Consider the following 20,138-nt stretch of genomic DNA (forward strand, 5'->3'; position numbering starts at 1 on the left):
TTTACCGGCGCGAGCGGCTACAATGGCCGCCATCTGCTTGAAGGAGTTTTCCGTGGAGAAATTCAAGGGCGCACTGGTGGTGGGCTTCCTGCGGTTGTTCGCCATGCTGCCGTGGCGCGCGGTGGGCGCATTGGGCGCCGGCATCGGCTGGCTGATGTGGAAGCTGCCCAACCGGTCCCGCGAGATCGTGCGGATCAACCTGTCGCACTGCTTCCCCGAACTGTCCGAGGCCGAGCTGGAGAAGCTCGTCGGCCAGAGCCTGATGGACATCGGCCGCACGCTGACCGAGAGCGCCTGCGCCTGGATGTGGTCGCCGCAGAAGTCGCTGCAGTACATCCGTGAAGTCGAAGGCATGGAAGTGCTGGAAGAAGCGCTGGCCTCCGGTGATGGCCTGGTCGGTATCACCAGCCACCTGGGCAACTGGGAAGTGCTCAACCACTTCTACTGCTCCTACGCCAAGCCGATCATTTTCTACCGCCCGCCCAAGCTCAAGGCGGTGGACGATCTGCTGAAGAAGCAGCGCGTACAGCTGGGCAACCGCGTCGCGCCCTCGACGCCTGAAGGCATCAAGAGCGTGATCAGGGAAGTGAAGAACGGCGGCTGCGTCGGCATCCCCTGTGACCCGGAGCCGGACCTCGGCTCGGGCCTGTTCGTGCCCTACCTGGGCACCACTGCGCTGACCAGCAAGTTCGTGCCCTCCCTGCTCTCGCGCGGCAAGGCCCGCGGGGTGTTCTTCCACGCCGTGCGCCTGCCCGATGGCAGCGGCTACAAGGTCATCCTCGAGGCGGCCCCGGCGGATATGTACGACAAGGACATGGAAGTGTCGGTCGCTGCGCTCAGCCGCGAGCTGGCCAAGTACGTCCGTGCCTATCCCAGCCAGTACATGTGGACCATGAAGCGCTTCAAGAAGCGCCCCGAGGGCGAGGCCCGCTGGTACTGAGCACGCCCCGCTCAATCGACCCGATAGGCACGTCGCCCCTGGATTGTTGATGCCCGGGGCGTCAGGCTGAACGTCCCACGCTCCCGGAATCTCTCCCCATGCTCGGCCTGCCGACCACCGCCACTGCGCCGTTCTGTCCCTCGGAAGTCAAAGGCAGCATCCAGGTCGCGGCCGGCGCGCCGTTGTGGAAGCGCATCCTGCAGTTCGCCGGCCCCGGCCTGCTGGTCTCCATCGGCTACATGGACCCGGGTAACTGGGCCACCGCCATCGAAGCCGGCTCGGGCTTTGGTTACCAACTGCTGTTCGTGGTGCTGCTTTCCAGCCTCGCCGGGATGGTCCTGCAGTGCCTGGCGATGCGCCTGGGGATCGTCACCGGCCAGGACCTGGCGCAACTCTCGCGCAGCCGCTACAGCCTCGGCACGGCGCGTCTGCAATGGCTGCTGGCGGAGTTGTCGATCGTCGCCACGGACCTTGCCGAAGTGCTCGGCTGCGCCCTGGCCTTCCACCTGCTGCTAGGCGTCGACCTGGTCACCGGGGTGATCCTCACCGCCTTCGACACGCTCATCGTGCTCGGCCTCAAGGGCCAGCGCTTCCGCCACCTGGAAGCGATCATGCTCGGCCTGATCGTCACCATCAGCGGCTGCTACCTGGTCGAGCTGATCCTCATCAAGCCCTACTGGCCCGACGTCGCCGCCGGCTTCCTGCCCAGCTGGGACGCGGTGACCCAGCGCGAGCCGTTGTACCTGGCGATCGGCATCCTCGGTGCCACGGTGATGCCGCACAACCTCTACCTGCACTCCTCCATCGTGCAGACGCGGCAGGTCAGCGGCAGCAACGGCAAGGCCGCGGCGATCCGCCTGACGCGCATCGACACCGTGGTCTCGCTGAGCCTCGCACTGCTGGTCAACGCGGCAATCCTGATCCTCGCCGCCGCGGCCTTCCACGAGACCGGCCACACCGGCGTCACCGAAATCCAGGACGCCTACCGCCTGCTCGAACCGCTGGTGGGCACCGGCCTTGCGGCGATCCTCTTCGGCGTCGCCCTGCTCGCCTCCGGGCAGAGCTCCACCTTCACCGGCACCATCGCCGGGCAGGTGATCATGGATGGCTTCCTGCAGATGAAGATTCCCTGCTGGCAACGCCGCCTGATCACCCGCGCCCTGGCACTGATCCCGGCGCTGATCGGCGTGGTGATGTTGGGCGACAAGGCGGTGGGCAAGCTGCTGGTGTTCAGCCAGGTGGTGCTCAGCCTGCAACTGCCGTTCGCGCTCTGGCCGCTGATCCGCTTCACCAGCGATCGCGCACTGATGGGCGAGTTCGCCAACTCCCTGCTGACCCGTGTGCTGGCCTGGGGCTTGTTCTGCGTCATCAGCGCCGCCAATCTCTGGCTGCTCGCGCAATTGCTGGCTTGACCTGACCCCCGGGTTTCAGGCCCATTAGTGCGCTGACATTCAGGACGGATGCCATTCATGTCGAACCAAAGGCAGTACCCGCGTACCCCGATGAAGTGCCGGATCAAGATCAGCCATGCCAGCTTCGGTGATGTGTTCGGCCATACCCGTGATCTGTCCGATGGCGGCGTCTACGTCCGTCATGAAGTGCTCGCCGCGCTGCCCGCCGGCACCCGCGTGACTGGCCAGGTGCAGGACATGCCCTTCGATGCGCCGATCCTGGAGATGGAAGTGATGCGCACCGACGCCGAGGGCGCGGGCTTCCGCTTCGTCGGCAACGCCTGATCCCCGCTGCACTGCGAACTGCCTTTCTGTAGGAGCAAGCTCGCTCCTACCATCAGGGCACGGCTCCCGCGTTATCAATTCGCCTCGTTCACCGCACTCAGGAATGCCCGTGTCCGCTCATGCTGTGGATGGCCGAAGAACTGCTGCGGGCTGCCCTGTTCCAGGATGCTGCCCTGGTGGAAGAAGCACACGCGGTCGGCGAACTCGCGGGCGAAGCCCATCTGGTGGGTGACCATGAGCATGGTCAGGTTGTGCTCGGCGCCCAGCTTGCGCACCACGTTGAGGACCTCGCCGCACAGCTCCGGGTCCAGCGCCGAAGTCACCTCGTCGAACAGCATCACCTTGGGCCGCATCGCCAGCGCGCGGGCAATCGCCACGCGTTGCTGCTGGCCGCCGGAAAGCTGTGACGGATAGTGGTCGAGCTTGTTGCCCAGGCCGACCATTTCCAGCAGCTCCACCGCGCGCTCGCGGGCTTCTTCGCGGCGCATGCCGAGTACCTGCACCGGCGCCTCCATCACGTTGCGCCGCGCGCTCATGTGCGGGAACAGGTTGAAGCACTGGAACACCATGCCGATCTTGCTGCGCACCTTGCGCACGTGGCTCTCCGGCGCGCGCACCAGGGTCTCGTTGCGCTTGAGGTGGGTCAGCGGCTCGCCGTCGACTTCGATCAGCCCGCTGTCGATGGTCTCCAGCGTCATCAGTGCGCGCAGCAGGGTCGATTTGCCCGAACCGCTGGGGCCGATGATGGCGACCTTCTCGTTGGCCTTGACCTCCAGGTTGAGGTCCTTGAGCACGCTGAAGCTGCCGTAGCTCTTGCACACGTTGCGGAAGCTGACCATCGGCTGGGCCGTCTCGGCGCGCGCGGCCGGGGCATCCTGGCTGGCCACGCGTGGCGCAGTCTGTAGGGAGTGAACGGACATCGGAGTACCTCCAGAAGAGTCAGTCATGGCAGCGCCGTACGTTTTTCCAGCTGGCGCACGACACCCGCCAGGCCGATGGAGATGAGCAGGAAGAACACCCCGACCAGGGTGATCGGCTCCAGGTAGCGGAAGCTGTCGGAGCCGATGTTCTTCGCCTGCTGCATGATTTCCACCACGGTGATCGCGGAAAGCACCGGGGTGTCCTTGAACATGGCGATCAGGTAGTTGCCCAGCGCCGGCAGCACCGGGCGGATCGCCTGGGGCAGGATCACCTCGCGGTAGGCCTTGAACGGCGAGAAGTTCAACGCGGTGACTGCTTCCCACTGCCCGCGCGGCACCGCTTCCAGGCCGGCGCGGTACACCTCGGCGGTATAGCAGGCGTAGTGCAGGGCGATGCCGAGGGTGCCGGCCACCAGGGCGGTCATGCTCAGCCCGTAGGTCGGCAGGACGTAGAACAGGAAGTACACCTGGATCAGCAAGGGTGTGCTGCGGATGAACTCGATCAGCCAGGCCGCCGGCCACGACAGCCAGATGTGCCGGCTGCGCCGGGCGATGGCGAAGAGCAGACCGAACACCACCGCCAGGGCGAAGCCCACCAGGGTGATGGCGATGGTCCGCAGCGAGGCGTGCAGCAACTGCGGGAGAATCTGCCAGGCGAAGTCCCAGTCGAAGAATTTCATCACAGGCCTCCGCGGATTCGGCCGTGCCCCAGCCAGCGTTCGAGGCGGCGCATGAGGAAGACGATGACCTGGGCCATGACGAAGTACAGCACCAGCGTAAGCAGGAAGATCTTCATGGTCTCGAAGGTCGCCTGGTCCAGCTGGCGGGCGCGGAAGGTCAGGTCCGATAGGGTGATCAGCGACACCAGCGAGGTGTTCTTCAGCAGCTCGATCAGCAGGTTGGTACCCGGCGGGATCGCGCAGAGCAGCGCCTGCGGCAGGATGATCCGGCGGAAGCGCGTGAAGGGCGACATGTTTAGCGCCAGCGAGGCTTCGTATTGCCCCTTGGGCACCGAGCCGATGGCGCCGCGCATCACTTCCGCGCCGTAGGCGCCGATGTGCAGGCCCAGGCCGATGATCGCCACGCTGTAGGCGCTCATCTCCAGGTTGAACGGCGGCAACGGCAGCACGAAGTACAGCCAGAACAGCTGGACCAGCAAGGAGGTGCCGCGGAACAGCTCGATGTAGGCGATGGACACCCAGCGTACCGCCGGCCACGGCGAGAGCCGGCCGAGTGCGGCGATGATGGCGGCGGCGACCGCCAGCAGGGAGCCGAAGACGGTCACCTGGACGGTGATCCAGGCGCCCTCCAGCAGCAGAGGAAGCAATTCACCCATGGTACGTATCCCGTTGCGACAGGTTCGACCAAACGACCGGGCAGGCGCGCCCTATGCCAGCGACGCACCTTGCGCGGTCACTGTTTGCAGAGCTCGGCGGCGGTCTTGTCGGTGACGTTTGACTTGTCGAAGCCGAACGGCTTGACCGTCGCCAGGTGCTCGGCGCCGCCCAGCCACTGCTTGAGCTGGGCGTTGACGGCATCGCGCAGGTCCTTGTCGTCCGGGCGGAAGGCCAGGGCGCCGTAACCGATGTGCGACGGGTCGTCCTTGAAGTCGGTGATGGCTTCCACCGAGTCGCCGCCTTTCGCCGCGAGGCCTTTCATGGTCAGCGCGGTGCCGACGCTGGCATCCGCTCGGCCGGCACGCACGGCCTGCAGCTGCGCGGTGGTGTCGGGCACCTGGACGATCTGCTCTTCCGCCACACCTTCCGCGCGGGCGTAACCCAACTCGGCGGTGCCGGACATGATCGCCAGCTTCACGTCCGGGTTGTTCTTCACGTCGGCGTAGCTGTGCAGGTTCTTCGGGTTGCCCTTCTTCACCAGCAGCGAGTCGGGAATCTGGTAATGCGGGTCGGTGAAGATCACCTGCTGGCAGCGTGGCGGGGTGATGTACATGCCAGCGGCGATGACGTCGAAACGCCCGGCACGCAGGCCGGGGATCAGCGCGCCCCATTCGGTCAGCACCGGCTCGATCTTCTTCACACCCATTTTCGTGAAGATCTGCGTGGCAATTTCCGGGGACTCGCCGGTGACCTTGCCGGAGGTCTCGGTGTAGGCGAACGGCGCTTCGTTGGCGTAGCCGATGCGCACGGTGCCAGTGCTCTTGATGCGTTCCAGGGTGGTATCGGCGTAACTGCCGGCGCTGGCGACGGCGCAGGCCAGCAGGGTGCAGGCAAGACTCAGGCGGCGCAGGAAAACAGGGGCGGTACTCATCTTCGGATCTCCTGATCTTCGCTTGCCGAACGCGGTGGGCGCGCGGCGATGGATGGCAGGTAGCAATGTCGTACGACTGTTGTTCTTGTAGGTCGGGCCCCGGGTGGGGCCTTCCGAAGTTCTTGCGCCGCTGTCGATGGCGACGGCGACAAGCTCGACGCCAGACTAAGCCGCGGCGCCTTGCGGCTGTTCCTGATCGACAACCCCGCGGCGGGAAAAAGCCACCGTCGCGACGAACGCATCCGCAGGTTTTTTCTGCGCGGGCCTGACAATGCGGCCCGATGTGCTGCCCGATGTACTGACAGGTGCGCGGCTATATGTCCTGTGCCCGAGCATACAAAAGGGTCGGAACGGTCGACATTGCACTAGGACAATTGCCGCCGGTGTGCCGGTCCGTCACTCTGGACCCCTGACCAGACGGAGCGCTGAAGATGGAAGCCTGGCGTCGCGCCCTGGCCGACCTGCGGGTCGGCGAATCCAAGTACAAGACCCTGGTGCAGGCCATTGCCGGCGACATCGAGCAGGGCCGTCTGAGCGACGGCCAGCGCCTGCCGCCGCAGCGCCACGTCGCCGATGGCTTGGGCATCAGCGTGCAGACCGTGACCAACGCCTACAAGGAACTGGAGCGCCAGGGCCTGGTGCGCTGCGAGGTTGGCCGCGGCAGCTTCGTCACACGGCGGATGACCGAGGGCATGGCCCACTACATGGTCGACCATCCCGAGCGCGCGCTGGTGGACTTCTCCATCGCCAGCATCGTCCACACCCGCGAGCACGACCGCCTGTGGCAGGACAGCTGCCGTGAGCTGGCACAGGAAACCGATCAGCCCTGGATGCGCGCCTGTCGCCCGGTGGCTGGCTTCGATATGCACCGCGACGCCGGGGTGAAATGGCTGGCGCAATTGGGCCTCAAGCGCGAGCGCGACGACGTGCTGATCACCAATGGTGCGGCCCACGGCATCTTCCTTGCCCTCGCCTCCCTCGCCGGGCCGGACGACGTGGTGCTCTGCGAGCAGCTCACCGACCACGGTGTGATCGGTAATTCCCAGGTGCTCGGCTTCACCCTCAAGGGCGTCGAGATCGACAAGCAAGGCATCGACCCGGAGCACTTCGAAGACCTCTGCGCCAACGAACGCATCACCGCGCTGGTGTGCACGCCCAACCTGAACAACCCGACCTCCTGCCTGATGCCCGATACGCGCCGCCGCGAGATCGCCGCTATCGCCCAGCGCTATGGCGTGTATGTGATCGAAGACGACGTCTACGGTCCGCTGCTCGGCGAGCGCCGCCCGCCGCCACTCAGCCATTACCTGCCGGACCTGTCGTTCTACTGCACCAGCTTCACCAAGAGCGTGCTCACCGGTCTGCGCATCGGCTACCTGGCCATGCCACGACGGCTGGCGCTGCGCACCGAGAGCATCCTGCGGGTGAACAGCTGGATGGGCACGCCGCTGCTGGCGGAAGTGGCGGCGCGCTGGATCCACAACGGCAACGCCGCCGCGCTGATCGGCCTGCAGCGCCGAGTGCTGGAGAAGCGCCAGGGGCTGGTGCGCGAGTACCTCGGCGAGCATCTGCGCGGGTGTGATCCGCATTCGCTGAGCGCATGGATCGGCATCCCCGAACACTGGGAACTGGACAGCCTGGTGCGCGAGCTGCGTCATCGACACATTGCCGTGACGCCGCCCGATCCGTTCATGGTGCGCGGGACCCCCAGGCCGCGAGCGGTGCGCCTGTGCATGGGTGCTGAATGCAGCGACGAGCGCATGGCGAGCGCCCTGGAAGACATGCGCGAACTGTTCGGGCAGTACCCGAAGATCCACGACTTCTGACACCGGCCCCTCCCTGTAGGAGCGCCCCACGGGCGCGATCGCGGGCATGGCCCGGCTCCTACAGGGGACGTCGATGCTTGCGCTAGGCCTATTCGTAGGGCGCATAACGCGCCAGCGTTATCCGCCGCAGGGTGGACGGCGGATAACCTGTTCCAGGTTATGCGCCCTACGGCCTGCACCCAGCTTTCCCTCAGGAGCGGACTCTGTCCGCGATGGGGCTGCATCGCGCGGGAGGCTATCGCGGACGGAATCCGCTGCTACGTAAAACACCTCCGCGAACTACATCGTCCTAGTACATTCATCGCGACAATTTCCCGCCCCTACACTCGGCCCCACTGCATTCCCCGGAGGCCGAGATGGAGCCGATTTCCCTCGTCGAGCTGTACCGAGCACGCCAGCGCATCCAGGGCCTGGTGCGGCAGACGCCGCTGGAGCATTCGCCCAGCCTGTCGCGCCTGCTCGGAGCGCCGGTGTACCTCAAGCTCGAATCGCAGCAGATCACCGGCAGCTTCAAGCTGCGCGGCGCAAGCAATGCGATTGCCCAGCTCGACGACGAGCAGAAGGCCAGGGGCGTGGTCGCCGCCTCCACCGGCAACCACGGCCGGGCGTTGGCCCATGCCGCGCGGATGCTCGGGGTGCGCGCCACCGTCTGCCTGTCTCAATTGGTGCCGGCGAACAAGGTCCAGGCGATCCGCGAGCTGGGCGCCGAGGTGCGCATAGTCGGCCACAGCCAGGACGATGCCCAGGCCGAAGCCGAGCGGATTGCCCGCGAGCAGGGCGCGGCGCTGCTGCCGCCCTTCGACCATCCGCAGATCATCGCCGGCCAGGGCACCCTCGGCCTGGAAATCCTCGAACAGCTGCCAGATGTACGCCAGGTGCTGGTGCCGCTCTCCGGCGGCGGCCTGTTCGGCGGCGTGGCGCTGGCGCTCAAGCACGTCGACCCGAGCATCCGCGTGCACGGCATCAGCATGCGCCGTGGCGCCGCCATGGCTGCCAGCCTCGCTGCCGGCCATCCCGTCGAAGTGGAAGAGCTGCCGACCCTGGCCGACTCCCTCGGCGGCGGCATCGGCCTGGACAACCGCTACACCTTCGCCCTGGCCCGCGACTACTGCGACCAGCTGCACCTGCTCGACGAGCCCTCCATCGCCGCCGGCATCCGCCACGCCTACCGCGAGGAACGGCAGGTGGTGGAAGGTGCCGCCGCCGTCGGCATCGCCGCGCTGCTGGATGGCCTGATCGCCCCGGTCGGCCCGGTGGTGGTGATCGTCAGCGGCCGCAACATCGCCATCGAACAACACCAGCAAATCCTCGAGGAATCCGCCCATGGCTGACGTCACCCTGCTCAGCGAAGCCGACCTGCGCGCCTGCGTGGCCATAGACCGGGAGAGCCTCGACGCCGTCGAGCAGGCCTTCCGCCTGCTCGCCACGGCGCCGGTGGCGATGCCGCCGATCCTTCGCCTGGACGTGCCCGAACACAACGGTGAAGTCGACGTGAAGACCGCCTACCTGCCCGGCCTGCCGCGCTTCGCCATCAAGGTCAGCCCCGGCTTTTTCGACAACCCGAAGCTCGGCCTGCCCAGCCTCAACGGCATGATGATGCTGCTCTCCTCGCGCACCGGCCTGCTCGAGGCGCTGCTGCTGGACAACGGCTATCTCACCGCCGTGCGTACCGCTTGCGCCGGCGCAGTGGCGGCCAATTGGCTGGCCCGCGAGGACTCGCGGCAGGTCGCGCTGATCGGCGCCGGTGAACAGGCGCGGTTGCAGCTCAAGGCGCTGTGCCTGGTGCGGCCCATCGAAGCCGCCAGCGTCTGGGCGCGTGACCTCGACAAGGCGCGGCACTGCGCGCAGGAGCTGAGCACCAGCCTGGGCATGGCGGTCAGCGCCTGCGCCAGCATCGACGAAGCGCTGGAAGGCGCCGACATCGCCATCACCAGCACGCCCAGCCGCGAGCCGCTGATCCAGAAAAAGCACCTGCGCCCCGGCCTGCACATCACCGCCATGGGGTCGGACGCCGAGCACAAAAACGAGATCGCCGCCGACGCCCTGGCGGCGGTGGACTGCTACGTCGCCGACCGCCTCAGCCAGACCCGGGTGCTGGGCGAGCTGCACCACGCGGTGCAGGCCGGCAACGTCAGCCTGGATGCGGATTTCGCCGAGCTGGGCCAGGTCATCGCCGGGCAGCGCGAAGGCCGCCGCCGCGCCGAAGACATCACTCTCTGCGACCTCACCGGCACCGGCGCGCAGGACACCGCCATCGCCGGCCTGGCCTTCCAGCGGGCGCAGCGGATGGGCAAGGGATTCCGCTTCAGCAGCTGAAAAAATTTCGTCCCGCTTCGCGGGATGAGCGCCCTCACCCCAGCCCTCTCCCTTTGAGCGGGGCGCGCAGCCAGGGCTGGGATGAGGGAATTGCACAGGCACGGGCTGTCCGGAAGAAGCCCGCAACAGGTTCTCCCAAGAGGATTTCCGCATGTCCGAAATCGTCGTCAACCTCCCCTTCAGCCGGGAGGAATACGCCCAGCGGATCGCCAAGGTCCGCGCCAGCATGCAACAACGCGGCATCGAACTGCTGCTGGTCACCGATCCGTCGAACATGGCCTGGCTCACCGGCTACGACGGCTGGTCCTTCTATGTGCACCAGTGCGTGCTGCTGGCGCTGGAGGGTGAGCCGGTCTGGTTCGGTCGCGGCCAGGACGCCAACGGTGCGCGGCGCACGGTGTTCATGCAGGCGGACAATATCGTCGGCTACCCCGATCACTATGTGCAGTCCACTGAGCGCCACCCGATGGACTACCTGTCCCGCGAGGTCATCGCCGCGCGCGGCTGGACAGGCAAGGCCGTCGGCGTCGAGATGGACAACTATTACTTCAGCGCCGCCGCCTTCCGCTCGCTGCAGGCCAACCTGCCGAGCGCGAAGTTCGTCGACGCCACCGCGCTGGTGAACTGGCAGCGCGCGGTGAAATCGCCGCGCGAAATCGAGTACATGCGCGTCTCCGCGCGCATCGTCGAGAAGATGCACGCGCACATCTTCGAGAGCATCGAACCGGGCATGCGCAAGAACGAGCTGGTGGCCGAGATCTACAGCACCGGCATCCTCGGCGCCGACGGCCATGGTGGCGACTACCCGGCCATCGTCCCGCTGCTGCCCACCGGCGCCGACGCCAGCGCACCACACCTGACCTGGGACGACACGCCCTTCGAACGCGGCGCCGGGACCTTCTTCGAGATCGCCGGCTGCTACAAGCGCTACCACTGCCCGCTATCGCGCACGGTGTTCCTCGGCAAGCCGCCCAAGCACTTCCTCGACGCGGAAACGGCCGTGGTCGAAGGCATTGCCGCCGGCCTGGACGCCGCCAAACCCGGCAACACCACCGGCGACATCGCCCGCGCCTTCTTCGGCGTGCTGGAGAAGTTCGGCATCCACAAGGACAGCCGCTGCGGCTACCCCATCGGTATCAGCTACCCGCCGGACTGGGGCGAACGCACCATGAGTCTGCGTCCGAACGACAACAGCGTGCTCGAACCGGGCATGACCTTCCACTTCATGCCTGGCCTGTGGATGGACGACTGGGGCCTGGAGATCACCGAAAGCATCCTCATCACCGAGCGCGGCGTGGAGACCTTCTGCGACTACCCGCGCCAGCTGTTCGTGAAGGAGTGAGGCAATGACCCATGTACTCGACAAGCCGCTGCGCGAGAACCCCATCTCCGCCAGCGTCGATTTCCAGTGCGAGGGCGTGCAGCACGGCCACCTCAAGCTGCCGTACTCGCGGGATGATTCGGCCTGGGGCGCGGTGATGATCCCCATCTGCGTGGTGAAGAACGGCGAAGGCCCCACCGCGCTGCTCACGGGCGGCAACCATGGCGACGAGTACGAGGGCCCGGTGGCGCTCAGCCGCCTGGCCCAGGAGCTGCGCGCCGAGGACGTGAGCGGCCGGGTGATCATCGTGCCGTTCATGAACACCCCGGCGTTCCTCGCCGCCAAGCGCACCTCGCCGATCGACGCCGGCAACCTCAACCGCAGCTTCCCCGGTCGCCCGGACGGCACGGTAACGCAGAAGATCGCCGACTATTTCCAGCGCACCCTGCTGCCGCTGGCGGACGTGGTGCTGGATATCCATTCCGGCGGCCGCACCCTCGACTTCCTGCCCTTCGCCGCCTGCCACGTGCTGCCGGACAAGGCCCAGCAGGAAGCCAGCGAGGCGCTGATGCGTGCCTTCGCCGCGCCCTTCTCCATGCGCATGCTGGAGCTGGACGCGGTGGGCATGTACGACACGGCGGCCGAGGAGCAGGGCAAGCTGTTCGTGACCACCGAACTCGGGGGCGGCGGTAGCAGCAGCGCGCACACCGTAGCCATCGCCCGGCGCGGCGTGCGCAACGTGCTGGTGCAGGCCGGCATCCTGCGCGGCGACGTGGAGCCGGCGCAGTCGGTGATGCTCGATATGCCCGACGGCGACTGCTTCGTCGCCAGTGAACACGGCGGGCTGCTGGAGATGTGCCGTGACCTGGGTGAGCGGGTCGAACACGGCGAAGTGCTGGCGCGGGTGCACGACGTGCTGCGCACCGGCGCGGCACCCGTGGAGTACCGCGCCAGGCGCAGCGGCATCCTCGTCGCGCGGCACTTCCCCGGCCTGGTGCAGAGCGGCGACACCCTCGCGGTGGTTGCCGAGGTGCTCGACTGAGCCGTCCGGGAGGCAAGCATGATCAAGCTCGACCGTTATGACCTGAAGATCCTGCGCATCCTCGCCGGCGATGGGCGCATCACCAAGTCGAGCCTGGCCGAGGCGATCAACCTCTCGGTCAGCCCGGCGTGGGAGCGCGTGCGCAAGCTGGAAGAGGCCGGGCTGATCAAGGGCTACCGCGCGCAGATCGACTGGCCGGCATTGTTCAAACAGCAGCAGGTGCTGGTGGAAATCACCCTCGCACGGCACACCGCGCAGGACATGAAGCGCTTCGAGCAGCGCCTGCATCAGGCGCCGGAGGTGGGCTTCTGCTACGCCACCGGCGGCGGGGTGGACTACATCGCGATGATCCAGGCCCGTGACATCGACCATTACCAGCGCTTCATCGACCAGCTGCTGCTGGAGGACGTGGGCATCGAGCGCTACTTCACCTACATCGTCACCAAGGTGATCAAGACGCTGGATGCGGCGATTCCCGTCGAGGCGCAGGAGCAGAGCCTTTCGTAGGGCGAATGACCTGGAACAGGTTATCCGCCGTTCCTCTGTGTGCGGATGGCAGATTCGGCGGATAACGCTGACGCGTTATCCGCCCTACGGGCAGCGCGCTCCTAGATAAACGCGCGTCGGCGGTTGAACAAATTTTGCCCAACAAATCCTGACTTCCAGGTCCGGATCGTATACAATGCGCGCCGCTCGGCATGGTGCCGGGCATGGGTTCCCTCACCCCATCGACGAAAAAGGCCCAAAGCATGTCGGCATCCCTTCCGGCGGCAAGGCGCGGCGCACTCGCCGGCCTGGTCGCGTTCCACATCCTGATCATCATCGCCAGCAACTACCTGGTGCAGCTGCCAATGACCCTCTTTGGCTGGCACACCACCTGGGGCGCGTTCAGCTTCCCGTTCATCTTCCTGGCCACCGACCTCACCGTCCGCCTGCTCGGCAAGCGCCCGGCGCGGCTGGTCATCGCGCGGGTGATGATCCCGGCGCTGCTGGCGTCCTACGTGATCTCGGTGATCTTCCAGGAAGGCGCCTTCAGAGGGCTCGCCTCCCTGGGCGAATTCAACACCTTCGTCGCGCGGATTTCCCTGGCCAGCTTCCTGGCCTACGTGTTCGGCCAGATCCTCGACATCCAGGTCTTCGACCGCCTGCGCCGCATGCGCCAGTGGTGGATCGCCCCGGTGGTCTCGACCCTGTTCGGCAACCTGCTGGACACCTTCACCTTCTTCTCCATCGCCTTCTGGTACAGCGACAACGCCTTCATGGCCGAGCACTGGGTGGAGATCGCCTGGGTCGACTACGGCGTGAAGCTGGCGGTCATGCTGATGCTCTTCGTGCCGCTCTACGGCATGTTGCTCAGCGCCATTACCCGTAACCTGCGTCGCGCCGCCACGGCCTGACGCCACCCGAAAAAGCCCAACAGCGGCGGCAGAACTGCGAAAAGATTTGCCGCCGCCATCCCCCGCTTAGGAAAAAACCGCGCGCCTCCGGCCCCTAGCATGGTCTCCATGCCAACCGTCCGGGAGCCGCCGCCATGTCCTTCGCCCATCCCCTGCTGTTCAAGTCGCTCTGCTATGTGAATGGCCACTGGCTGCACAGCGCCAGCGGCACCAGCATCGCCGTCGACAACCCCGCCACCCGCGAAGTCATTGGCCATGTGCCGCTGCTCGACCACGAGCAGATAGTCGCCGCAGTCGCCGCCGCCGCTGCCGCCTTCCCCGCCTGGCGAGCCCGCACGCTGGACGAACGCGGCGCACTGTTGCGCCGCTGGGCCGCGCTGATTCGCCAGCATCGCGAGGACCTCGCGCAGATCCTCAGCCTGGAACAGGGCAAGCCGCTGGCCGAAGCCCTCGGCGAGATCGACTATGCCGCCAGCTTCATTCCCTGGTTCGCCGAGGAAGCGCGACGGCTGAACGGCCGCAACATTCCCAGCCACATCCCCAACGCGCACCTGGGCACGGTGGTCGAGCCGGTCGGCGTCGCCGCCCTGCTCACGCCGTGGAACTTCCCCTGCGCGATGATCACCCGCAAGGCCGCTGCTGCCCTGGCCGCGGGCTGCACCGTGGTGGTCAAGCCGGCTCACGAGACGCCCTACTCCGCCTTCGCTCTGGCGCAGTTGGCCGAAGAAGCCGGCTTCCCGGCGGGCGTGTTCAACGTCGTGCTCGGCGAGCCGCAGATGGCCATGGAAACCCTGGTCGGCGACAGCCGCGTGCGCGCCGTGAGCTTCACCGGCTCGACCCGGGTGGGGAAACTCGTGCTGCAGGCCGCCGCCCGGGACGTGAAGAAAGTCGCCCTGGAACTGGGCGGCAACGCGCCCTTCATCGTGCTGCCCGACGCCGATCTGGAGCAGGCGGTGCAGTTCGCCCTCGACGCCAAGTTCCAGACCTCCGGGCAGGACTGCTGCGCGGCCAACCGCATCCTGGTCGCCCGCGAACTCTACGAACCCTTCCTGCAGCGCTTCGCCCGCGCGGTGCGTGACCTGCGCGTCGGCCCGGCCAGCGACTCGCGCAGCCAGATCGGCCCGCTGATGCACCAGGGCGCCTTCGACGTCACCTGCGAGCGCGTGCAGGACGCCATCGCCCAGGGCGCGCGCCTGCTTGCCGGCGGTGAGCCCCATGCGCTGGGCGGCTGGTTCCATCAGCCGACCGTGCTGGCCGATGTCACGCCGCAGATGCGCATCTGGCGCGAGGAAAACTTCGCCCCCATCGCCGGCATCAGCGCGTACGACGACCTGGACGAAGCCGTCCGGCAGGCCAATGACACCGAATACGGCCTGGCCGCCTACCTTTGTGGACAACGCCTGGATCATATCTGGCCGCTGATGCGGCGCCTGGAGTTCGCCATGGTGGCGGTCAACGGCGCCAGGTTCACCGGCCACCCCATTCCCTTCGGCGGCATGAAGGCTTCTGGCCTGGGCCGCGAAGGCGGCAGCGAGGGCTTCGAGCCCTTCGTCGAAACCAAGTACTTCGCCCTGCACCACGGCGCCATCTGACCGGGAGACCATCGCCATGACCGACTACGCCCAACTGTTCGAAGACGACCGCGCGCACTTCATGCACCCCTCGACCCACGCCCACGACCACGCCAGCGGCGCGCTGCCGGGGCGCATCATTACCGGCGCTTCCGGCGTGCGCATCCGCGACCACCAGGGCCGCGAGCTGCTCGACGCCTTCGCCGGTCTGTACTGCGTGAACATCGGCTACGGCCGCACCGAAGTCGCCGACGCGATCCATGCACAGGCCACCCAGCTGGCCTACTACCACACCTACGTGGGCCACTCCTCCGAGGCGATCATCGAGCTGTCCGCGCGGATCATCCGCGACTGGGCGCCGGCGGGCATGAAGAAGGTCTACTACGGCCTCTCCGGCTCCGACGCGAACGAGACCCAGGTCAAGCTGGTGCGCTACTACAACAACGTGCTGGGCCGGCCGCAGAAGAAGAAGATCATCTCGCGCCAGCGCGGCTACCACGGCTCGGGCATCGTCACCGGCAGCCTTACCGGGCTGGCGAGCTTCCACCAGCACTTCGACCTGCCGGTGGAAGGCGTCAAGCACACCCTCTGCCCGCACTTCTACAAGGCCCCGGCCGGCATGGATGAAGCCAGTTTCGTGCGTCACTGCGCCCAGGAGCTGGAGAACCTGATCCTCGCCGAAGGGCCGGACACGGTGGCGGCCTTCATCGGCGAACCGGTGATGGGCACCGGCGGCATCATCGTCCCGCCCAAGGGCTACTGGGAGGCGATCCAGACGGTGCTGGCAAAGTACGACGTGCTGCTGATCGCCGACGAGGTGGTCTGCGCCTTTGGCCGCGTCGGCGACAAGATGGGCAGCCAGCGCTTCGGCATGCGCCCGGACCTGATCACCACCGCCAAGGGCCTGACCAGTGCCTACGCGCCGCTGTCGGCGGTGATAGTCGGCGAGAAGGTGTGGGACGTGATCGACCGAGCATCGAGCCGCGAAGGCGCCATGGGCCACGGCTGGACCTACTCCGGCCACCCCATCTGTGCGGCGGCCGCGCTGGCCAACCTGGACATCCTCGAGCGCGAGAACATCACCGCCAATGCGGCGGAAGTCGGTGGCTACCTCAACCAGCAGCTGCGCCAGACCTTCGAGGGCCATCCGCTGGTGGGCGAGGTGCGCGGCGACGGCATGCTGGCGGCGCTGGAGTTCATGGCTGACCGCGAGGCGCGCAAGCCTTTCGACCCCGCGCTGAAGGTCGGCCCGAAGGTCTCGGCGGCCTGTCTGGAACGCGGCATGATCGCCCGCGCTATGCCCCACGGCGACATCCTTGGCTTCGCCCCTCCGCTGGTGCTGACCCGCGCCGAAGCGGACGAGGTCGTCGGCATCGCCAAGGCGGCGGTGGATGCGGTGGCGGCCGAGGTTCTGTAGTTGCCCTGCAGGAGTGGGCCACGCCCGCGAAAAGGCGCCCAATGGGCGCCTTTCTTTCTTACGCGCCCCTGGCTTTATCCAGCTTGCGCAGGAACACCGTCATTTCTTTCTCCGCCTGCTTGTCGCCATGGGCTTGTGCAGCGGCCAGTCCATCGGTCCAGGCCGTGCGCGCGCCATCCAGGTCTCCCTGGGCCTGCAGCGCCTTGCCCAGCAGCTTCCAGGCGGCGGAGTACTTCGGGTCCTGTTCCACGCAGCGGCGAAGGTGCTCGGCGGCCCTGGCGGCGTCGCCGGCGTCCAGGTAGCCCTTGCCCAGGCCGAAGCGCAGCAGCGAGTTGTCCACGCCCTTGGCGAGCATCTTTTCCAGCGAGTCGATCATGGCGAACCTCCGTCAGCAGGCCGCCATTGTGCCTCATTCAAGTGCGCCAGAAGGCGGGCGTCAGCAGGATCAGCAGGGAGAACACCTCCAGTCGCCCCAGCACCATCGCCAGGCTCAGCACCAGCTTGGCACTGGCCGGCAGGCTGCCATAGTGCACCGCGGCTTCGCCCAGCGCCGGGCCCAGGTTGTTCAGGCAGGACGCGAGCGTGGAGAACGCGGTGAGCTGATCCACACCCAGCGCCAGCAGCACCAGCATCAGGCTGACGAAGGTGAGCAGGTAGATCGAGAAGAACGCCCACACCGACTCCACCACACGATCGGGTACGGTGCGCCGCCCCAGCTTCACCAGGAATACCCCGTTGGGATGCAGCAGACGCAGGAATTCGCGCATGCCCTGGCGGTACACCAGCAGCATGCGCATCACCTTCATGCCGCCGCCGGTGGAGCCGGCGCAGGCGCCGATGAAGGTGCTGTAGAGCAGCAGGTAGGGCAGCAGGGTCGGCCAGCTGCTGAAGTCGGCCAGGCCGAAGCCGGTGGTGGTCGCCACCGAGACCACCATGAACGCGGCGTAGCGGATCGACTGCAGCGGCGAGTCGTAGTGGTGCTTGAGGATCAGCGTCGCCGCGGTGATCAGGAACAGCACCAGCAGGATGCCGAGGTAGGCCCGGCACTCGGTGTCCTTCAGGTAGTGCCGCAGGCTGCGCTGGCGCCAGGCGAGGAAGTGCAGGCTGAAGTTGATCCCGGAAATCACCAGGAAGGTCATGCAGATCAGCTCGATCAACGGGCTGTCGAAGTAGCCGATGCTCGCGTCATGGGTAGAAAAGCCGCCAATCGCAATGGTCGAGAAGCTGTGGCCGACCGCGTCGAACAGGTTCATGCCGGCCGCCCAGTAGGCCAGCGCGCAAGCCAGGGTCAGACCGCAGTAGAGGAACCACAGGGTCTTGGCGGTATCGGCGATGCGCGGGGAGAGCTTGTGGTCCTTCAGCGGGCCGGGCATCTCCGCGCGGTACAGCTGCATGCCACCGATGCCCAGCATCGGCATCACTGCCACGGCCAGAACCACGATGCCCATGCCGCCCAGCCATTGCAGTTGCTGGCGATAGTAGAGGATCGCGTGCGGCAGCGTATCGAGCCCGGTGAGGACGGTCGCACCGGTGGTGCTCAGGCCGGAGAAGGACTCGAACAGCGAATCGATGACACCCATATGCGGCGCGTCCGACAGGGCGAAAGGCAAGGCGCCGAAGGAACCCAGCACGGTCCAGAACAGCGCCGTCACCAGGTAGCCGTCGCGGATGCGCAAGTCCTGCTTGTGCCGGCGGCACGGCCACCAGATGGCGAAGCCGGTCAGCAGCGTGACCAGGAACGACAGCGCGAAGGGTTGCCACGAACGCTCGGCGTAATGAAGGTCCACGAGCAGTGGCGGCAGGTGCGTGGCACTGAACAGCATCAGCAGCACGCCGAGGATTCGACCGATGGAGGAGTAGCGCATGACCGGAGACAGGCAAGCTGGAACAGGCCGCGCAGGGTGACAAGGGAAGCGGGTTGGCGCAGTAGGACCTGTCTGAAACCGCCTCGGATTGATCTGGCGGGCCACCAAACGGTGGCCCGCCTCAGGATCAGAAGAAGGTCAGGCCGGCCTGGAACAGCCGCTCGACATCGCGGATGCGCTTCTTGTCCACCACGAAGAGGATCACGTGGTCGCCGGATTCGATCTTCGTCTCGCCGTGGGCGATCAGCACGTCGTCGTCGCGGATCACCGCGCCGATGGTGGTCCCCGGCGGCAACTGGACCTCGTTGATCTTGCGGCCGATCACCTTGCTCGACTTGGCGTCGCCGTGGGCGACCACTTCGATGGCCTCGGCAGCACCGCGGCGCAGGGAGTGCACGCTCTCGATGTCGCCACGGCGCACGTGGGTCAGCAGGGTGCCGATGGTGGCCAGCTGCGGGCTGATGGCGATGTCGATCTCGCCGCCCTGCACCAGGTCGACGTAGGCGGGGTTGTTGATCAGCGTCATCACCTTGCGCGCGCCCAGGCGCTTGGCCAGCAGCGAGGACATGATGTTGGCCTCGTCGTCGTTGGTCAGGGCGAGGAACAGGTCGGTGTCGCCGATGTTCTCCTCCAGCAGCAGGTCACGGTCCGAGGCGCTGCCCTGCAGCACGATGGAGCTGTCCAGGCTGTCGGAGAGGTGCCGGCAGCGGGCCGGGTTCATCTCGATGATCTTCACCTGGTAGCGGCTTTCGATGGCCTCGGCCAGACGCTCGCCGATGTTGCCGCCGCCGGCGATGATGATCCGCTTGTAGCTGTCCTCGAGCCGGCGCATCTCGCCCATCACGGCGCGGATGTGGGCCTTGGCGGCGATGAAGAAGACCTCGTCGTCGGCTTCGATCACCGTGTCGCCCTGGGGAATGATCGGCCGGTTGCGCCGGTAGATCGCCGCCACGCGGGTATCGGCGTTGGGCATGTGCTCGCGCAGCTGGCGCAGCTCCTGGCCCACCAGCGGGCCGCCGTAGTAGGCGCGGATGCCCACCAGCTGGGCCTTGCCCTCGGCGAAGTCGATCACCTGCAGGGCGCCGGGGTACTCCACCAGGCGCTTGATGTAGTTGGTCACCACCTGCTCGGGGCTGATCAGCACATCGACCGGGATCGCCTCGTTGTCGAACAGCCCGGCGCGGGTCAGGTACGCCGCCTCGCGCACGCGGGCGATGCGGGTGGGGGTGTTGAACAGGGTGTAGGCGACCTGGCAGGCCACCATGTTCACCTCGTCGCTGTTGGTCACCGCCACCAGCATGTCGGCATCGTCGGCGCCGGCCTGGCGCAGTACGGTGGGGAATGAGGCCTTGCCGTGGACGGTGCGGATGTCCAGGCGGTCATTGAGGTCGCGCAGGCGTTCGCCGTCGGTATCGACGACCGTGATGTCGTTGGCTTCGCTGGCAAGGTGCTCGGCCAGAGTGCCGCCGACCTGGCCGGCACCGAGGATGATGATTTTCATGAGAGCTCTTTGTTGACT

19 protein-coding genes are annotated in these 20,138 nt (G+C 66.7%); 12 read left to right on the forward strand and 7 right to left on the reverse strand.

The window, feature by feature from the left end:
* The first annotated feature begins 52 nt into the window (after positions 1–52).
* From IB275_RS00060 to IB275_RS00070, 3 genes are all read left to right on the forward strand, one after another.
* Positions 53–940, forward strand: a complete 888-nt coding sequence (locus IB275_RS00060) for a lysophospholipid acyltransferase (protein WP_192294376.1) — start codon at positions 53–55, stop codon at positions 938–940.
* A gap of 98 nt (positions 941–1,038) precedes the next feature.
* Positions 1,039–2,352, forward strand: a complete 1,314-nt coding sequence (locus tag IB275_RS00065; RefSeq protein WP_192294374.1) for an Nramp family divalent metal transporter — start codon at positions 1,039–1,041, stop codon at positions 2,350–2,352.
* A 57-nt stretch (positions 2,353–2,409) separates the two neighbouring features.
* Positions 2,410–2,676 carry a PilZ domain-containing protein gene (locus tag IB275_RS00070; protein ID WP_081518975.1) on the forward strand — a complete coding sequence of 89 codons (267 nt, stop codon included), beginning with the start codon at positions 2,410–2,412 and terminating at the stop codon, positions 2,674–2,676.
* Between the two features lie 74 nt (positions 2,677–2,750).
* Here the strand turns inward: IB275_RS00070 and ehuA are convergent, their stop codons facing one another.
* From ehuA to ehuB, 4 genes are all read right to left on the reverse strand, one after another.
* The gene (gene ehuA, locus IB275_RS00075; protein WP_318652560.1) at positions 2,751–3,596 is read right to left on the reverse strand and encodes an ectoine/hydroxyectoine ABC transporter ATP-binding protein EhuA; all 846 of its coding nucleotides are present in this window, start codon (positions 3,594–3,596) and stop codon (positions 2,751–2,753) included.
* 23 nt (positions 3,597–3,619) lie between these two features.
* Positions 3,620–4,276, reverse strand: a complete 657-nt coding sequence (gene ehuD / locus IB275_RS00080; protein ID WP_192294372.1) for an ectoine/hydroxyectoine ABC transporter permease subunit EhuD — start codon at positions 4,274–4,276, stop codon at positions 3,620–3,622.
* Entirely contained in the window at positions 4,276–4,932 is a 657-nt protein-coding gene (gene ehuC, locus IB275_RS00085; RefSeq protein WP_138213443.1) for an ectoine/hydroxyectoine ABC transporter permease subunit EhuC, read from the reverse strand. Before ehuC ends, ehuD begins: the two co-directional genes overlap by 1 nt.
* Before the next feature lie 77 nt (positions 4,933–5,009).
* Positions 5,010–5,864: an ectoine/hydroxyectoine ABC transporter substrate-binding protein EhuB gene (gene ehuB, locus IB275_RS00090; protein WP_192294370.1), complete on the reverse strand. Its 855-nt coding sequence runs from the start codon at positions 5,862–5,864 to the stop codon at positions 5,010–5,012.
* A 431-nt stretch (positions 5,865–6,295) separates the two neighbouring features.
* On the opposite strand from ehuB, the gene ehuR reads away from it, so the two are divergent.
* The 9 genes from ehuR (at position 6,296) to IB275_RS00135 (ending at position 16,754) form a co-directional block, all read left to right on the forward strand.
* Positions 6,296–7,690: a MocR-like ectoine utilization transcription factor EhuR gene (gene ehuR, locus IB275_RS00095; protein ID WP_192294368.1), complete on the forward strand. Its 1,395-nt coding sequence runs from the start codon at positions 6,296–6,298 to the stop codon at positions 7,688–7,690.
* A gap of 356 nt (positions 7,691–8,046) precedes the next feature.
* Entirely contained in the window at positions 8,047–9,021 is a 975-nt protein-coding gene (gene eutB / locus IB275_RS00100) for a hydroxyectoine utilization dehydratase EutB (protein ID WP_192294366.1), read from the forward strand.
* The gene (locus IB275_RS00105; protein WP_192294364.1) at positions 9,014–10,006 is read left to right on the forward strand and encodes a cyclodeaminase; all 993 of its coding nucleotides are present in this window, start codon (positions 9,014–9,016) and stop codon (positions 10,004–10,006) included. Before eutB ends, IB275_RS00105 begins: the two co-directional genes overlap by 8 nt.
* Before the next feature lie 151 nt (positions 10,007–10,157).
* Positions 10,158–11,348: an ectoine hydrolase DoeA gene (doeA, locus tag IB275_RS00110; RefSeq protein ID WP_192294362.1), complete on the forward strand. Its 1,191-nt coding sequence runs from the start codon at positions 10,158–10,160 to the stop codon at positions 11,346–11,348.
* A gap of 4 nt (positions 11,349–11,352) precedes the next feature.
* Entirely contained in the window at positions 11,353–12,369 is a 1,017-nt protein-coding gene (gene doeB, locus IB275_RS00115) for a N(2)-acetyl-L-2,4-diaminobutanoate deacetylase DoeB (protein ID WP_192294360.1), read from the forward strand.
* Positions 12,370–12,387: 18 nt separating this feature from the next.
* Positions 12,388–12,876 (forward strand): Lrp/AsnC family transcriptional regulator, encoded by a 489-nt coding sequence (locus IB275_RS00120; protein WP_192294358.1) that lies wholly within the window; start codon positions 12,388–12,390, stop codon positions 12,874–12,876.
* A 242-nt stretch (positions 12,877–13,118) separates the two neighbouring features.
* Positions 13,119–13,766 carry a 7-cyano-7-deazaguanine/7-aminomethyl-7-deazaguanine transporter gene (locus tag IB275_RS00125; RefSeq protein ID WP_192294356.1) on the forward strand — a complete coding sequence of 216 codons (648 nt, stop codon included), beginning with the start codon at positions 13,119–13,121 and terminating at the stop codon, positions 13,764–13,766.
* 134 nt (positions 13,767–13,900) lie between these two features.
* Positions 13,901–15,358, forward strand: a complete 1,458-nt coding sequence (locus tag IB275_RS00130) for an NAD-dependent succinate-semialdehyde dehydrogenase (RefSeq protein ID WP_192294354.1) — start codon at positions 13,901–13,903, stop codon at positions 15,356–15,358.
* A gap of 16 nt (positions 15,359–15,374) precedes the next feature.
* A complete protein-coding gene (locus tag IB275_RS00135; protein WP_192294352.1) occupies positions 15,375–16,754 on the forward strand; it encodes an aspartate aminotransferase family protein in 1,380 nt (459 codons plus the stop codon).
* A 58-nt stretch (positions 16,755–16,812) separates the two neighbouring features.
* On the opposite strand, the gene IB275_RS00140 is transcribed toward IB275_RS00135, so the two are convergent.
* The 3 genes from IB275_RS00140 to trkA all read right to left on the reverse strand — a co-directional run bounded on the left by IB275_RS00140 (position 16,813) and on the right by trkA (position 20,120).
* A complete protein-coding gene (locus tag IB275_RS00140; protein ID WP_192294350.1) occupies positions 16,813–17,130 on the reverse strand; it encodes a tetratricopeptide repeat protein in 318 nt (105 codons plus the stop codon).
* Positions 17,131–17,167: 37 nt separating this feature from the next.
* A complete protein-coding gene (locus tag IB275_RS00145; protein WP_192294348.1) occupies positions 17,168–18,619 on the reverse strand; it encodes a TrkH family potassium uptake protein in 1,452 nt (483 codons plus the stop codon).
* Positions 18,620–18,746: 127 nt separating this feature from the next.
* Positions 18,747–20,120, reverse strand: coding sequence for a Trk system potassium transporter TrkA (trkA, locus tag IB275_RS00150; protein ID WP_017518880.1), 1,374 nt, complete (start codon positions 20,118–20,120; stop codon positions 18,747–18,749).
* Positions 20,121–20,138 lie beyond the last annotated feature (18 nt).

The sequence above is a fragment of the Pseudomonas sp. PDM21 genome, from assembly GCF_014852505.2.
In the GTDB taxonomy this organism is placed as follows: domain Bacteria; phylum Pseudomonadota; class Gammaproteobacteria; order Pseudomonadales; family Pseudomonadaceae; genus Pseudomonas.

Coding starts and splice junctions, on each gene's coding strand:
- eutB (WP_192294366.1), top strand. CDS start 8,047: ATGGAGCCGATTTCCCTCGTCGAGCTGTACCGAGCACGCCAGCGCATC.
- ehuD (WP_192294372.1), bottom strand. CDS start 4,276: ATGAAATTCTTCGACTGGGACTTCGCCTGGCAGATTCTCCCGCAGTTG.
- doeA (WP_192294362.1), top strand. CDS start 10,158: ATGTCCGAAATCGTCGTCAACCTCCCCTTCAGCCGGGAGGAATACGCC.
- trkA (WP_017518880.1), bottom strand. CDS start 20,120: ATGAAAATCATCATCCTCGGTGCCGGCCAGGTCGGCGGCACTCTGGCC.
- ehuC (WP_138213443.1), bottom strand. CDS start 4,932: ATGGGTGAATTGCTTCCTCTGCTGCTGGAGGGCGCCTGGATCACCGTC.
- IB275_RS00135 (WP_192294352.1), top strand. CDS start 15,375: ATGACCGACTACGCCCAACTGTTCGAAGACGACCGCGCGCACTTCATG.
- IB275_RS00065 (WP_192294374.1), top strand. CDS start 1,039: ATGCTCGGCCTGCCGACCACCGCCACTGCGCCGTTCTGTCCCTCGGAA.
- IB275_RS00130 (WP_192294354.1), top strand. CDS start 13,901: ATGTCCTTCGCCCATCCCCTGCTGTTCAAGTCGCTCTGCTATGTGAAT.
- IB275_RS00125 (WP_192294356.1), top strand. CDS start 13,119: ATGTCGGCATCCCTTCCGGCGGCAAGGCGCGGCGCACTCGCCGGCCTG.
- doeB (WP_192294360.1), top strand. CDS start 11,353: ATGACCCATGTACTCGACAAGCCGCTGCGCGAGAACCCCATCTCCGCC.
- IB275_RS00070 (WP_081518975.1), top strand. CDS start 2,410: ATGTCGAACCAAAGGCAGTACCCGCGTACCCCGATGAAGTGCCGGATC.
- IB275_RS00120 (WP_192294358.1), top strand. CDS start 12,388: ATGATCAAGCTCGACCGTTATGACCTGAAGATCCTGCGCATCCTCGCC.
- IB275_RS00105 (WP_192294364.1), top strand. CDS start 9,014: ATGGCTGACGTCACCCTGCTCAGCGAAGCCGACCTGCGCGCCTGCGTG.
- IB275_RS00140 (WP_192294350.1), bottom strand. CDS start 17,130: ATGATCGACTCGCTGGAAAAGATGCTCGCCAAGGGCGTGGACAACTCG.
- ehuA (WP_318652560.1), bottom strand. CDS start 3,596: ATGTCCGTTCACTCCCTACAGACTGCGCCACGCGTGGCCAGCCAGGAT.
- ehuR (WP_192294368.1), top strand. CDS start 6,296: ATGGAAGCCTGGCGTCGCGCCCTGGCCGACCTGCGGGTCGGCGAATCC.
- IB275_RS00145 (WP_192294348.1), bottom strand. CDS start 18,619: ATGCGCTACTCCTCCATCGGTCGAATCCTCGGCGTGCTGCTGATGCTG.
- ehuB (WP_192294370.1), bottom strand. CDS start 5,864: ATGAGTACCGCCCCTGTTTTCCTGCGCCGCCTGAGTCTTGCCTGCACC.